A 12,884-nucleotide genomic window follows, 5' to 3' on the forward strand; every position below is an offset into this window, starting at 1 on the left:
ACGGCACAAGGATCTCACGGCGGAGGCTGAGCTACTTGAAACGGCGACATCCGCACCGGATGCGCGTCGAGCAAGGCCAAAGCGGCTGCGCGGGTCGGGGCCGAGGCGGCTGCACCATCCAAGGTTGTGGACAGCGCACCGGCGGCGTTGGCCAGTTGTACTGCGTCAACGAGCTCGGCGCCGTCGGCCAGTGATGCGGCCAGCGATCCGCAGAAGGCATCTCCTGCACCAACTGTGTCCACAGTTGCGACGGAGTAGGCCGGCATGCGCACTTCCACGCCATGTTGACGATCCAAAACATAGGCGCCGCGAGAGCCGAGGGTGACCACGCAGCCGCGCAGGTCCCATTCCTCGGCGAGGCGCCGGGCAATCGCCGGTACCTGGGTTTCGTCGTCGCAGTCCAGGCCGGTCAGCGCCGCGGCCTCCACCTCGTTCGGCACCAGGATGTCGACGAAGGCAGCCAAGCCGGCATCGACCGGTCCGGCCGGAGCCGGGGTGAGGATCGTGGTGACGCCCGCGGCCGAGGCGAGTTGAAGGGCAGCTCTGCTCGCCTCGACCGGGAGTTCGAGTTGCACACTGAGGACCTTGCTGGACGTCAGTACTGCGGACGCCGCCTCCACATCGGCCGGGGTGATCGCGGAGTTCGCGCGGGACACGATGATGATCGAGTTGCTCCCGTCCGGCAGGACCAGCGGGAGTCCGACGCCGGTCCCGAGCTCCGGATGCCGGACCACCCACCTGGTGTCGACCCCGTCGGTCTTGAGCAGCTCGAGAAACTCCTCGCCGTACCGGTCGTCGCCGATGGTCCCGACGATCGCGGTACGGGCCCCCATTCGCGCGGCGGCGATCGCCTGGTTGACGCCCTTGCCGCCCAGGAACTCGGCGAATCCGGTGCCGTGCAAGGTCTCGCCGGGCAACGGCCGCCGTTCCGCGCTGGCGACCAGGTCCTTCATGAAAGAGCCGAGGACACACACGTCGTACCGGGTCATTCGTCCTCCCCGGCGCCGAGCAGCCTGCGGCCGAGTGCGCCGGACGGGTGGAAGCGGGCGAAGTCGTGGTGGGTGAAGTCGCGTAGTACGACGAGTGCGCAGGCGAGCGCGTCGCCCATCACCAGGGCTGCGGTGGTCGAGGCGGTCGGTGCGAGGTTCAGCGGATCGGCCTCGCGCAGGACCATGGTGTCGAGCGTGTACGTCGCCAGCCGGGCGAGCGTCGACTCCTCGGCACCCGTCATCGCGATCACCGGGATCTCCCGCTCGCGCAGCATCCGGGCGAACGCGCAGACCTCGGCGGTCTCACCCGAGGCGGACAGCGCCAGCACCAGATCGCGTTCGGTCACCGCGCCGGAGTCGCCGTGCAACGCGTCGCCGGCGTGGATGAAGGACGCGGGCGTGCCGGTGCTCGCCAGCGTGGCGGCGATCTTGCGTCCGACCAGGCCTGACTTGCCCAGCCCGGTGACGACCAGGTGCCCTTCACACGCGGCAGCCGCCTTCAGTACGTCGAGGAACACCCCGTCGAGCCGCCCGGCCAAGGCCGACACCGCCGCCGCCTCGGTCTCGATCGCGTTCCGCGCCGCCGCCAGCCCTTGCGTCACCAGTTCGCGCGGCAACTCGGCCGGGCGGTGGACGGCCGCCCGGTTCGGCACTGCTGGCATCCTCGACCCGCTTTCCGCTCTGAAGTCAGAAATCGATTTCCGAAGACTAGGCAAGGCGGCGACACAGTGTCAACGGCTCCATCCTGTTCAAAACAAGCGCGAACGGCAGATCCGGCCAAATCGTTGGCGCCGGGACTCTTGACCACTCCAGGCCGCGATCGTAGATTGCGAGAAATCGATTGCCCAGTCTGGCCACTCGGACCCCTGGAGTTCCTGATGTCCGCACCCTCCCCTGTCAATCCCAGGCCGATCAGCCGACGATCGGTACTGCGCGGCGGCCTCGGCGCATTGGCCGCCTCGGCCTTCGCCGGCCCTCTGCTGACCGCCTGCGGCGGTGACGACGCCGGCGGCGACGGCAAGGAGCTGTCCTTCTGGAACTTCTACGGGCCGTCCGACGACAACAGTCCGCAGAGCAAGTGGTTCGTCGCGCTCGCCGACCAGTGGAACGCTAACAACGACGTCAAGGTGAAGCTGCGCTACATCCCCGGCAAGGACTACCTGAGCGGTACGACGCTGCAGACCGCGTTCCAGTCGGGACAGGGCCCGGACATCTTCCTGATCAGCCCCGGCGACTTCCTGCGGTACTACAACGGCGGCGTCCTGCAGGACCTGTCCGGCGACCTGTCGGCCGAGACCAAGGCCGACTACCTGCCCGGCCTGCTGGAAGCGCGCAGCGTCGACGGCAAGGTCTACGGCCTGCCGATGGAGATCGAGCCGCTCGCGATGTACTACAGCGAAACCGCGTTCGAGAAGGCCGGTCTGTCCGAGGCCGATCTACCCAAGACCTGGGACCAGACGCTGGCCGTCGCCGAGAAGCTGACCGGCAAGGACCGGTACGGCGTGATGTTCGAAACGCTGCCCGGCTACTACCAGAACTTCACCTGGTACCCGTTCCTCTGGCAGGGCGACGGTACGCCGATCAAGGATGGCAAGGTCGCCTTCGACTCGCCGGCCGCCGTACAGGCGCTGAAGTTCTGGCAGGACACGATCAAGAACAAGGTCGCCCCGCGCAAGGCTCTTGGTGACGGCGGCGGTGACGTGCTGTCCAACCTCGGCTCGGGTGCCGCCGCCATGCAGCAGAGCGGCATCTGGGCCGTCTCCGACATGCGCAGCAAGGCGAAGAACTTCAAGTACGGCATCATTCCGCACCCGACTCCCGAAGGCGGCAAGCCGGCCACCGACCTCGGCGGCTGGGCGTTCGTGGCGAACTCGAAGGGCAAGAACCCCGAGGCCGCGGCCAAGTTCATCGCCTGGGCGCTCGGATCGACCGACGCCGAAGGAGTCGAGCGGCAGCGGCAGTGGAACACCGTGGTGAAGACGAACGTCCCGCCGCGCAAGTCGGTCCAGACGGCCGCCGACGCCAAGGGTGCCTTCGCCGAAGGCGTGCTGAAGAAGTTCGTCACCGAGATCGCGCCCACCGGCAAACCCGAGCCGCGCTTCCCGCCGGAGGTGTACCAGCCGATCGCGGACGCGATCCAGGCCTGCCAGCTGAACGGTGCCGATCCGGGCAAGGCGGCGGCGGACGCGGCGCAGAAGATCGACACGTTCCTGAAGACCTACCAGGGCGCGCCCATCACATGACCACGACCACGAGTGCACCACCGACCGGACCGCCCCGGGTGACGGCAGCCCGGGAGAAGGCGCCGATGACGAAGCGGCGGCGCGAGGCACTGGCGGCGTACGCGTTCCTCGCGCCGGACGCGATCGGCCTGCTGATCTTCGTCGCGCTGCCGATGCTGCTCGCCTTCGGGGTCGCGTTCTTCAAGGTCGATGGCTTCGGCAACTACCGGTACGTCGGTCTGGCCAACTACCGGCTGATGGCCGGCGACGACCAGTTGCTGGCGTCGCTGAAGATCACCGGCATCTACGTCGTCACCTTCGTCCCACTCGCGTTCGTGGTGAGCTTCGCGCTGGCGATGCTGGTGCGCAACCACTTCCGCGGGATCGGCTGGGTCCGCTCGGCGTTCTTCCTGCCGAACGTGGTCAGCCTGGTCGTGGTCGGCCTGATCTGGCAGTTCCTGCTGGTCGACAAGCGCGGCGCACTGTCGAAGCTGCTCGGCCCGCTCGGGCTCGGCGACGTGTCCTTCCTCGGTACGCCGGCGCTTGCCCTGGGCACCTATGTGGTGATCAGCGTCTGGTTCCTGATGGGCTACCAGATGCTGGTCTTCCTGGCCGGGCTGAAGGACGTGCCGAAGGAGCTGGAGGACGCGGCGCAGATCGACGGCGCGAGCGCGTGGCAGCGGTTCCGCTACGTGATCTGGCCGCTGTTGCGACCGACCAGCTTCTTCGTCGTGGTCAACTCGACGATCGGCGCGGTGACCGGGTTGCAGGCGTTCGACCTGGTCTACGTGCTCACCAAGGGCGGTCCGGCCCGGGCCACCAGCACGGTCGTCCTCTACATCTACGAACAGGCCTTCACCTTCAACAACATGGGGTACGCCGCCGCGCTGACCACCGTCGTCGTCGCGCTGCTCATCCTCTGTACCGGCCTGATGTTCGCCGTCACCCGAGGAGGCCGCTTCGATGAGGACTAGATTCTTCCCGATCCTCGCTCATGTGCTCGCCATCCTGGCAGTCGCGCCGCTGCTGTGGGTGCTGATCAGTGTGCTGAAGCCACCGGAGGAGATCTTCTCGTTCGGCTGGCCGTCGACCTGGACGCTGGACAACCTGCAGTACGTGCTGCTGAAGATCCCGTTGCCGCGCTTCCTGATGAACAGTGCCATCGTCGCAGTGGTCGTCACCGTCGTTGCGTTGTTCTTCCACTCGATGGCGGCCTACGCGCTGGCGCGCCTGCGGTTCCCCGGCCGCGGCCTCATCTTCTCCGGCATCATGTCGACGCTACTGGTCTCGCTGCCGGTCATCCTCGTCCCGCTGTTCCTGGTGGCCAAGCAGCTCGGTCTGCTCGACAGCTACGCCGGGCTGATCGTGCCGAGCATCTTCCATGCCTTCGGCATCTTCCTGCTCCGGCAGTACTACCTGAACATCCCGCGGGAGCTGGAGGAAGCGGCCGACTTGGACGGCTGCGGCTACTGGCGGCGGTACTGGAGTGTCATCCTGCCGCTCAGCCGCCCGGTGCTGGCCAGCCTGTCGGTGCTGTTCTTCCTGGCCAACTGGAACGCGTTCCTCTGGCCGCTCACGATCACCCGCAATCCCGATCTCCGCGTGATCCAGCTCGGCATCTCCGGCATGCAGGGCCAGTACGCCTCCGCCTGGAACCTCATCCTCGCGGCCGCGGTGATCGCGGCGATCCCGACCGTCATCGTCTTCGTGGCCGGCCAGAAACGCCTCGTCGACGCAATGAAGACAACCGGCCTGAAATAGCTGCGCCGTACTCCATGCTCCGTACTCCGGGCTCCGCGGCTCAGGTCGCGCAGGTGATGCAGGTCCGCGCGGTCGGCCGGGCGAGGAGCCGGCCGATCGCGATCTGTTCGTGGCAGCGCTCGCAGCGGCCGTAGTCACCCGCGTCCAGCCGCGCCAGGGCGCTGTCGAGATCCTCGAGGTGCCGGCGGGCGTCCGCGAGCAGGGTGCTCGTCTGCGACCGCTCGAACGCGATCGTCGTACCCTCCGGATCGTGTTCGTCGTCGGTCGCGACCAGCCGCGACGCCTCCACGATCGCTTCCAGGTCGGTACTGAGCGCCGCGATGCGCTCCGCCGTACCGGTTCGGTCGGCGGTGAGTGCAGCGCGTAACTCGGGATCACCCGCCATGGTGTCCATTGTTGCTCGGGTCAGAGCTCGGGGCTCAGGGCCAGGGTTTCAGTTCGGGGAGGTCGCCGGTGATCGGGCGCACGGGGCGGCGGCCGGCCATCCAGGCGGTGAGATCGGTGAAGGTGCCGGTGAGGACGCGATCCTCGCCGGTGCCGTTCTCCCAGCGGGTGTTTCCACCGACCAGGATGAGGTGGAGCCCGTCTGGCGTGCGCGCCTTGAGGAAGTCGAGCAGGTGAAGGCAGAACTCCACCGACCAGTCGTCGGATGTCGGCTCCAGGGCGAGGTCGACAGTGTGTACTTCGAGTTCGCGCCAGCCCGTGTAGACGGTGGCCGCCAGGTCGCCGTTGCGGTGCGTGACCGGCCGCGACCAGTCGTCGACCTTCCGCCAGGCGGCGAGCAGCCCGGTGGTGGCCGACCGGACGTGCTCCCGCAACTCGTCCGCCGACCGCCCGGCGCCGGCCTCGATCGCGGCATCCCGCGCCGGGCGGCCGCCGTCGTACATCTCGACCAGCCGGCCGGCCAGGGCTTCCTCGACCTGGCGCGTCATCGCCTCGCTGAAGTTCGCGACGTGCGTCAGCACATGCCCACGCGACCACCCGGGCAAGCCGGACGGCGCTCGCGCCGCCTCATCGTCGAGACCTGCCAGTACTGCGGTCAGCCGCGCGACCGTTGCTTCCATGTCAGGTTTCACCCTCCAAACCTAAACCGGAGAGCCGGCGAGGCGCTCGGCCGGGCTCTACCGGCCGATCCCTACCGGCCGGAGGGGAACAGGCCTCCTTGCCGCAGCCGGTCGGTGACACGGGTGCGAGCATCTGGCGTGGCGAGGATTGCGGCCGACTGCTGCCGGCGAGCTTCGGCCCCGGCCTGCCAGGCCTCCTGGTCTGCCGAAGTGATCGTCGCTTCCCGGCCGGAGACCGTCTTGACGATCAGGTCGGCGACCGCGGCCTGCTCCTCTGCCCGCGGGTGAAACGCGGCCGCCTTCAGCAGGTCCGGGTCCTTCCCCTGGACCCACGCTTTGGCCTTGGCGCAGACATCGTGACCCGTGGACGCCTTGAAGACATCGACGTACTTCGCCTGGCCTGCTTTGGCCGCCGCCTGGATCGCCTTGTTGAGCTCGGACAGGATCGTCGTCAGATAGGCGTAGTCACCCTTGGCCAGCGGCAGCTCGGCGCAGTTGTTCTTCGCCGGCGCGATGGAGGGATAGCCGACCAGCACGATCGTCGCCTTCGGCGCGGCCTTGCTCTTGACCGCCTTCACCACGGCGGTCAACCGGGCCTTGGTCTTGCTGACGCTCTCCTTCAGCTGGTCCTTGCCGCCGGCGGTGAACTTCTTCTTGCAGGGCGCCCCGTCAGGGTCCGACTTCTTCAGTTTGGGACAGACGGTGAGCAGGCTGGCCAGCACCCCGAAGTCGTTGGCGCCGAAACCGATCGTGACCAGGTCGGCTTTCTTGCTGACAGCATCGAGCTGGGCCGGCAGGAAACCGCCTGGAGTGGTCTGAGAGGCCTCGACATGGGTCGTGTCCGCGCCGCCGCAACTGACGTCGGTCGACTTCGGCACCTTCAGCTTCTGGACCAGCAAGGCAGGGTAGTTGCCTCCGGACCGCAGACAGGCCAGGTTGGCCAGGTCCAAGGGTGGGACGAGCGGTGCGGCGGTGTAGTTGTCGCCCAGCGCCACGTAGTACTTGTACTTCGGTGGTGCGGGGGCGGCGCTGACGGCGGCGCTCCCGGCCGTCGAGACCAGTGCGAGCGCGGTGAGGCCGGCTGCCGCCGCGAGTCGGCCGGGCAGGCACGAGGACATGGTCATGAAGCCTCCAACGATCTCGGGGCAGGAGGCGGCCCGCCGGTCTGTAGCAGGTTGGTGACTACCGGTAACCACGGCGGGCGATCACAAACGCGTCCGCCGCCGGATTCCGCCGCACAATCGTGTGACGGTTCTCCGCGGGCGGCGGTGCTCCGGGGCAGGGCGGCGAGCGCCACTAACCTGTGAGGCATGGTGCGGTTCAAGGATTTGTGTGTCGATGTCGGGTCGACGAGCGTGATGGCGTCGTTCTGGGGACAGGTGCTCGGGCTGACCACACCGGCGGACAATCCGGAGGTGCTGGCCGGCGATCTGCCGGAGAAGACGATCTGGCTCAACCACGTGCCCGAGCCGCGGACGGTCAAGCAGCGGGTTCATCTGGACGTGCACACGAACTCGATCGAGGAGCTGGAGCGGCTCGGCGCGAGCGTGCTGAAGCCGATCACCGAGGAACAGCACTGGGCGGTGATGGCCGATCCCGAGGGTGGGGAGTTCTGCGGGTTCGTGCGGGAGAAGGACTCGGAGTACCGGTTGATGGAGCTGGTGGTGGACTCGGCGGACGCGGAGGCGCAGGCGCGCTGGTGGGCCGGGATCGTCGGGGGCGAGGTCGCGCACGATCCGGACAAGCCGTGGTACTGGCTGGAGAACGTGCCGGGTCTGCCGTTCCAGTACTGGGTGTTCGTCCCGGTGCCCGAGCCCAAGACGGTCAAGAACCGGATCCACTGGGACGTCACGGCGGACGACCTCGACAGCGTCCTGGCCGCGGGTGCGACACTGCTGCGGCCCAAGGACGACACCATCGGCTGGCACGTCTGCGCCGATCCCGAAGGCAACGAGTTCTGCGTATTCCTGACCGGCGACCGAGGAATCTGATGGCGAAGCTTGATCTTGACCAGTCCGGCCCCGACCTGTGCGCGGCGCTGGTCGACGTTTCGTCGGTCAGTGGCACCGAGCAGGAGTTGGCTGATGCCGTGGAGGCGGCGTTGTCGGCGTACGGGCATCTGACGGTTTCGCGGCACGGCAACACGGTGGTGGCGCGGACCGAGTTGGGGCGAGACGAGCGGATCGTCATCGCCGGGCACCTGGACACCGTGCCGCTGAACGACAACCTGCCGGCCCGGCGTGCGGACGGCCTGATCCACGGGCTCGGCGCCTGCGACATGAAGGGTGGTGTCGCCGTCGGGCTCCGGCTGGCGGCGACGCTGACCGAGCCGAACCGGGACGTCACCTATGTCTTCTACGACTGCGAAGAGGTCGACGCCGAGCTGAACGGGCTCTTCAAGCTGACCCAGACCCACCCCGAGCTGCTGCAGGGCGTGTTCGCGGTCGTGATGGAGCCGTCGAACGCGGCCGTCGAGGCCGGTTGTCAGGGCACGATGCGGGTCGACGTCACGACGTACGGGGAGCGGGCCCACTCGGCGCGCTCGTGGATGGGCAAGAACGCGATCCACGCGGCCGGCGAGATCCTCGACCGGCTGGCGGCCTACGAGCCGCGGCGGGTGCCGATCGACGGGCTGGAGTACCGCGAAGGGCTGAACGCCGTCGCGATCAGCGGCGGGGTCGCGGGAAACGTCGTACCGGATCTGTGCACGGTGTCGGTGAACTATCGGTTCGCGCCGAGCCGGTCGGAGGCGGAGGCCGAGGCGCATGTCCGGGAGGTCTTCGCGGGGTTCGACGTCAAGGTGACCGACTCGTCGCCGGGTGGCTTGCCAGGGCTGGAGCGGCCGGCAGCGGCCGCGTTCCTCCAGGTCGTCGGGGGAGAGCCGAAGCCGAAGTTCGGCTGGACCGACGTCGCACGGTTCACCCTGCTGGGGGTTCCGGCGGTCAACTACGGGCCGGGGGACCCGCTGCTCGCGCACAAGCAGGAGGAGTACGTGCCCGAGGCGGAGATCGAGCAGTGTGAACAGCGGTTGAGGAGTTGGTTGACGGCGTGAGGCGCGGCCGGTTTCGGCGGGCCTGAACCGGATCGCCGGACTAATCTGGGGGCATGGCAGACCCATCGATCCACCCAGACCGTCCGCAGGGCTCACAGCAGCGCGGGCCTGTCGTGATGCGCCGCAACCAGGTGCAGCATTCGACCTCCGAGCAGCGGCTGCTGGACAGCCGCGGCCCGTCGGACTGGGTGCACACCGACCCGTGGCGGGTGCTGCGGATCCAGTCGGAGTTCATCGAGGGTTTCGGCATGCTGGCCGAGCTCGGGCCGGCCATCAGCGTCTTCGGCTCGGCGCGGACCAAGCCGACGGACTCGATGTACGCCGCGGCGGAGGAGTTCGGCCGCAAGCTGGTCGCCGCGGGCTACGCGGTGATCACCGGCGGTGGACCGGGTGTGATGGAGGCGGCCAACAAGGGCGCCTCCGAGGCCGGTGGCGTGTCGGTCGGCCTGGGCATCGAGCTGCCCTTCGAGAACGGCCTGAACGAGTGGGTCGACATCGGGATGAACTTCCGCTACTTCTTCACCCGCAAGACGATGTTCGTGAAGTACGCGCAGGGGTTCGTGGTGATGCCGGGCGGGTTCGGCACCCTGGACGAGCTGTTCGAGGCGCTCACCCTGGCGCAGACCCGCAAGGTCACCTCGTTCCCGGTGGTGCTGTTCGGTACGTCGTACTGGAGCGGGCTGGCCGACTGGCTGCGCGAGACGATGCTTGCCGATGGCAAGATCTCGGCGGCGGATCTGGAGATGTTCACGATCACCGACGACGTGGACGAGGCGATCAGCTACATCCTGAAGGCCGGCGAGCTGGCCGACGCGGCGGCCGAGGAGGCCGCGGCCGAGGCGCAGCGGGACGTGGACGAGGCCGACAGCCCGGAGGCCCGGGAGCGCCGCGAGGTGCGCCGGCTCGGCTCGGACGGCAGCTGAAAACTGACTCTTGACAGCGGGCGACCGGCCCGGGGTTGTGCGGGGTTGTCCGTGGACATGGCACGATCGGTCCCGTGATGTGGTTTCTCGGGCTCATTGTGGTGCTCCTGATCGGGGCCGTTGCCGTCGTTGCCTCGGGCCGCTGGGGTGCGATGGCCCCCGCGTACGACGACCGGCCGGACCTGACCGTCCCGGCGCGGCAGGCGCTCACCGCGGACGACCTCGCCAAGACCCGGTTCGGCGTCGGTCTGCGCGGTTACCGGATGGACGAGGTGGACACCCTGCTCGAACGGGTGACCCGCGAGGTGGCCGAACGCGACCGCCGGATCGCCGACCTGGAGCGCGCGGTCTCGCCGATCATCCACGGTCCCGAAGGCGCGGGCTTCACCTCCCGCTCCGAGTACGACGCAGCGGACTTCGAGGACACCGGCTACAACAAGCCGATCCTGGTAGGCGGCGACTTCCCCACCCCGGAGCCGACTCCGGTAGCGGCACGGGAGCAGCAGGAGCCCGCCGCCTCGCCGGACGCCCCCGCACTCACCCCGCCGGAAGCACCCGCGCCCACCGAAGCTCCCGCCGAGCCGGAGGCGCAGGTGGGTGCCCAGCCGGAGGCGACGGCCACCGCGGACGCCCTGCCCGAGGCCCACGCAGTCACGGACGCGGAGGCACCTGCGGCACCGGCGGACGTAGTACAGGAAGAAGACGAGTGGTTCGAGGAGCGTGAGCCGGCCGCCGTGCTTGATGGGCCTCAGGCTCCGGTGCCGCTTCCGCCTCTCCTACAGGAACTCGTCCACACCCACGACGAGAACGACCCCGAGCCCACCCCGTGGTTCGAGGCCAAGCCGCCCCCGCCCGACCACACGGCCACCGCGGACCCCGCCGCCGAAGGCGCCACCGACGTGGATCCGGAGACCGATTCCGACGAGGCGAGTGGCGAGGCTCGGGGCCGGCACAGTGCTGCTCCTGACGCGGGCGCCGTCCAGCGACCGAACTGATGTCCTGCCACGCGGAAGCCGCCGTCGACCTCCCGCTGGAGCCGCAGGCCGCCTGGGACGTGGTGATGGACTGGAACGGTCAGTCCGCCTGGATGCTGTTCACCCGCGTCTGGGCGACCGGCAACCATGGCGAAGGCGTCGGCGGCGGTGTCTCCGCGCGCACAAGTGTCGGTCCCGTGGGATTCACTGACGACATGGTCATCACGCATTGGGACCCGCCGCGCGAATGTACGGTGAAGCACCTCGGCACGGTCGTCCGCGGTACCGGCACCTTCGTCGTCCGCGCCACGCCACAGGGCAGCACCTTCGTCTGGTCCGAAGATGTCATCCCACCGCTGGGACGAGTCGGCCGTACTGCGTGGCCGCTGGTGCGCCCCGCGTTCGAGTTGATGATGCGGATCTCGCTGAAGCGCCTCGCCGACGGGGTCGCCCGATGAGCGTGATCGGCCCGGACGGCAAGCCGCGCTGCAGCTGGGCGACGTCGGCACCGGAGTACATCGCGTACCACGACGAGGAGTGGGGTCAGGAGATCCGTGACGACCAGGGCCTGTACGAGCGGCTGACGCTCGAGGGGTTCCAGTCGGGGCTGTCCTGGATCACGATCCTGCGCAAGCGGGAGAACTTCCGGAAGGCGTTCGCCAACTTCGACCCGGAGCGGGTCGCGGCGTACGGGCCGGACGACTTCGAGCGGCTGATGGCCGATCCCGGCATCGTCCGCAACCGGCTGAAGATCAACGCCGCGATCACCAACGCCCGCGCCCTGCTCGAGCTCGAGCCGGGCGAGCTGACCGAGCTGCTCTGGTCGTTCCAGCCCGCGAAGCAGCCGGCCCCGAAGACCGAGGCCGACGTCCCGGCCACCACGCCGGAGTCGATCGCGATGTCCAAAGCCCTGAAGAAAAAGGGTTTCGTCTTCATCGGCCCCACCACTAGCTACGCTCTGATGCAGGCCACCGGCATCGTGAACGACCACGTCACCGACTGCGTCGCCCGCTGACACCCGCTTTGTGAGCGGTTTCAAACGCCGGGTATCCCGGCGGGCGCGAAGGACAACCGAGGGTACGCGCAGGAATACCCTCGGTTATTTCCCGGCCTGATGCGGAAAATGCCGGGGCTTGGTATCACTTCGGGAGTCAGTCGCGGTCGGTGTTCGCCGATCGCGGTCCGCCCCCAGATCTGAATGAGGCCCGCCCATGCCCCATCGCAAGCTCCTGTCCTCCCTCGCCCTGCTGGCCACCGCCGCCCTTGGTGTCACAGGCTTCGCCGCAAGCACGGCCGCGGCCGCCCCCGCGCCCGAGCGGGCCGAGGCCACCACCGTGTCGTCGTACGCCGGTTCGCCGCGGGAGGCGGCCAACAACAAGGCGTTCTACGACGCGGTGATGAAGTCGGCGCTGGCCAAGCAGGCCAAGAGTGGCAACAGCCTGGCGGCGGTCACCGTTCGGTACCGGGTGAACGCGCCGACCTTCGCCACCCAGATCTCCCGCTCGACCCAGATCTGGAACTCCTCCGTCACCAACGTGCGGCTGGTCCAGAGCACCAGCGGGTACGACTTCTACTACACCGAGGGCAACGACTCGCGCGGCTCTTACGCGTCCACCAACGGTCACGGCCGGGGCTACATCTTCCTCGACTACCGCCAGGCGCAGGTGTACGACCCGACCCGGATCACCGCGCACGAGACCGGCCACGTGCTCGGCCTGCCGGACCACTACTCCGGTCCGTGCAGCGAGCTGATGTCGGGTGGCGGTCCTGGCCCGTCCTGCACCAACCCCTACCCGAACTCCACTGAGCGCAGGCGCGTCAACCAGCTGTGGGCCAACGGGTTCACCGGCGGTCTGAACGCGTTCACGACCGCTCGCTGACCCCACGCAAAACCGCGGC

At 68.4% G+C, this 12,884-nt stretch carries 15 protein-coding genes; 10 read left to right on the top strand and 5 right to left on the bottom strand.

The features are described from left to right. Window positions 1–14: 14 nt before the first annotated feature. Both AB0F51_RS29780 and AB0F51_RS29785 read right to left on the bottom strand, forming a co-directional pair. Window positions 15–989, bottom strand: coding sequence for a ribokinase (locus tag AB0F51_RS29780; protein ID WP_360285216.1), 975 nt, complete (start codon window positions 987–989; stop codon window positions 15–17). Continuing rightward, complete coding sequence (locus AB0F51_RS29785; RefSeq protein WP_360285217.1) at window positions 986–1,642, bottom strand: SIS domain-containing protein; 657 nt, start codon at window positions 1,640–1,642, stop codon at window positions 986–988. The genes AB0F51_RS29780 and AB0F51_RS29785 overlap by 4 nt, the downstream gene beginning before the upstream one ends. A gap of 225 nt (window positions 1,643–1,867) precedes the next feature. Here AB0F51_RS29785 and AB0F51_RS29790 point away from each other — a divergent pair, with 225 nt between their 5' ends. Genes AB0F51_RS29790 through AB0F51_RS29800 form a run of 3 tightly spaced genes read left to right on the top strand, consistent with a single transcriptional unit; the run spans window position 1,868 to window position 4,972 of the window. After that, window positions 1,868–3,232: a sugar ABC transporter substrate-binding protein gene (locus AB0F51_RS29790; RefSeq protein WP_360285218.1), complete on the top strand. Its 1,365-nt coding sequence runs from the start codon at window positions 1,868–1,870 to the stop codon at window positions 3,230–3,232. Continuing rightward, on the top strand, window positions 3,229–4,185 hold the full coding sequence (locus tag AB0F51_RS29795; protein ID WP_360285219.1) for a sugar ABC transporter permease: 957 nt from the start codon (window positions 3,229–3,231) through the stop codon (window positions 4,183–4,185). The genes AB0F51_RS29790 and AB0F51_RS29795 overlap by 4 nt, the downstream gene beginning before the upstream one ends. Next, window positions 4,175–4,972, top strand: coding sequence for a carbohydrate ABC transporter permease (locus tag AB0F51_RS29800; RefSeq protein WP_360285220.1), 798 nt, complete (start codon window positions 4,175–4,177; stop codon window positions 4,970–4,972). Before AB0F51_RS29795 ends, AB0F51_RS29800 begins: the two co-directional genes overlap by 11 nt. 40 nt (window positions 4,973–5,012) lie before the next feature. Here the strand turns inward: AB0F51_RS29800 and AB0F51_RS29805 are convergent, their stop codons facing one another. From AB0F51_RS29805 to AB0F51_RS29815, 3 genes are read right to left on the bottom strand one after another with little or no spacing between them, the layout of a single operon-like run. After that, window positions 5,013–5,357: a TraR/DksA family transcriptional regulator gene (locus tag AB0F51_RS29805; protein WP_360285221.1), complete on the bottom strand. Its 345-nt coding sequence runs from the start codon at window positions 5,355–5,357 to the stop codon at window positions 5,013–5,015. Window positions 5,358–5,391: 34 nt separating this feature from the next. Further along, window positions 5,392–6,048: a maleylpyruvate isomerase family mycothiol-dependent enzyme gene (locus tag AB0F51_RS29810; protein WP_360285223.1), complete on the bottom strand. Its 657-nt coding sequence runs from the start codon at window positions 6,046–6,048 to the stop codon at window positions 5,392–5,394. Window positions 6,049–6,107: 59 nt separating this feature from the next. Next, window positions 6,108–7,160 (bottom strand): SGNH/GDSL hydrolase family protein, encoded by a 1,053-nt coding sequence (locus tag AB0F51_RS29815; RefSeq protein ID WP_360285225.1) that lies wholly within the window; start codon window positions 7,158–7,160, stop codon window positions 6,108–6,110. A 186-nt stretch (window positions 7,161–7,346) separates the two neighbouring features. Between AB0F51_RS29815 and AB0F51_RS29820 the strand changes: the two genes are divergently transcribed. From AB0F51_RS29820 to snpA, 7 genes are all read left to right on the top strand, one after another. After that, the gene (locus AB0F51_RS29820) at window positions 7,347–8,027 is read left to right on the top strand and encodes a VOC family protein (RefSeq protein ID WP_360285227.1); all 681 of its coding nucleotides are present in this window, start codon (window positions 7,347–7,349) and stop codon (window positions 8,025–8,027) included. Next, entirely contained in the window at window positions 8,027–9,088 is a 1,062-nt protein-coding gene (dapE, locus tag AB0F51_RS29825; RefSeq protein WP_360285229.1) for a succinyl-diaminopimelate desuccinylase, read from the top strand. The genes AB0F51_RS29820 and dapE overlap by 1 nt, the downstream gene beginning before the upstream one ends. A gap of 53 nt (window positions 9,089–9,141) precedes the next feature. Continuing rightward, a complete protein-coding gene (locus AB0F51_RS29830) occupies window positions 9,142–10,011 on the top strand; it encodes a TIGR00730 family Rossman fold protein (protein ID WP_360285230.1) in 870 nt (289 codons plus the stop codon). Window positions 10,012–10,088: 77 nt separating this feature from the next. After that, complete coding sequence (locus AB0F51_RS29835) at window positions 10,089–11,006, top strand: DivIVA domain-containing protein (protein WP_360285356.1); 918 nt, start codon at window positions 10,089–10,091, stop codon at window positions 11,004–11,006. Then, the gene (locus tag AB0F51_RS29840) at window positions 11,006–11,443 is read left to right on the top strand and encodes an SRPBCC family protein (protein WP_360285232.1); all 438 of its coding nucleotides are present in this window, start codon (window positions 11,006–11,008) and stop codon (window positions 11,441–11,443) included. The genes AB0F51_RS29835 and AB0F51_RS29840 overlap by 1 nt, the downstream gene beginning before the upstream one ends. Continuing rightward, a complete protein-coding gene (locus AB0F51_RS29845) occupies window positions 11,440–12,000 on the top strand; it encodes a DNA-3-methyladenine glycosylase I (protein ID WP_360285233.1) in 561 nt (186 codons plus the stop codon). The genes AB0F51_RS29840 and AB0F51_RS29845 overlap by 4 nt, the downstream gene beginning before the upstream one ends. A 196-nt stretch (window positions 12,001–12,196) precedes the next feature. Further along, the gene (gene snpA / locus AB0F51_RS29850; protein ID WP_360285235.1) at window positions 12,197–12,865 is read left to right on the top strand and encodes a snapalysin; all 669 of its coding nucleotides are present in this window, start codon (window positions 12,197–12,199) and stop codon (window positions 12,863–12,865) included. Window positions 12,866–12,884: the final 19 nt, after the last annotated feature.

This window comes from Kribbella sp. NPDC023855, from assembly GCF_040639475.1.
Taxonomy (GTDB): domain Bacteria; phylum Actinomycetota; class Actinomycetes; order Propionibacteriales; family Kribbellaceae; genus Kribbella.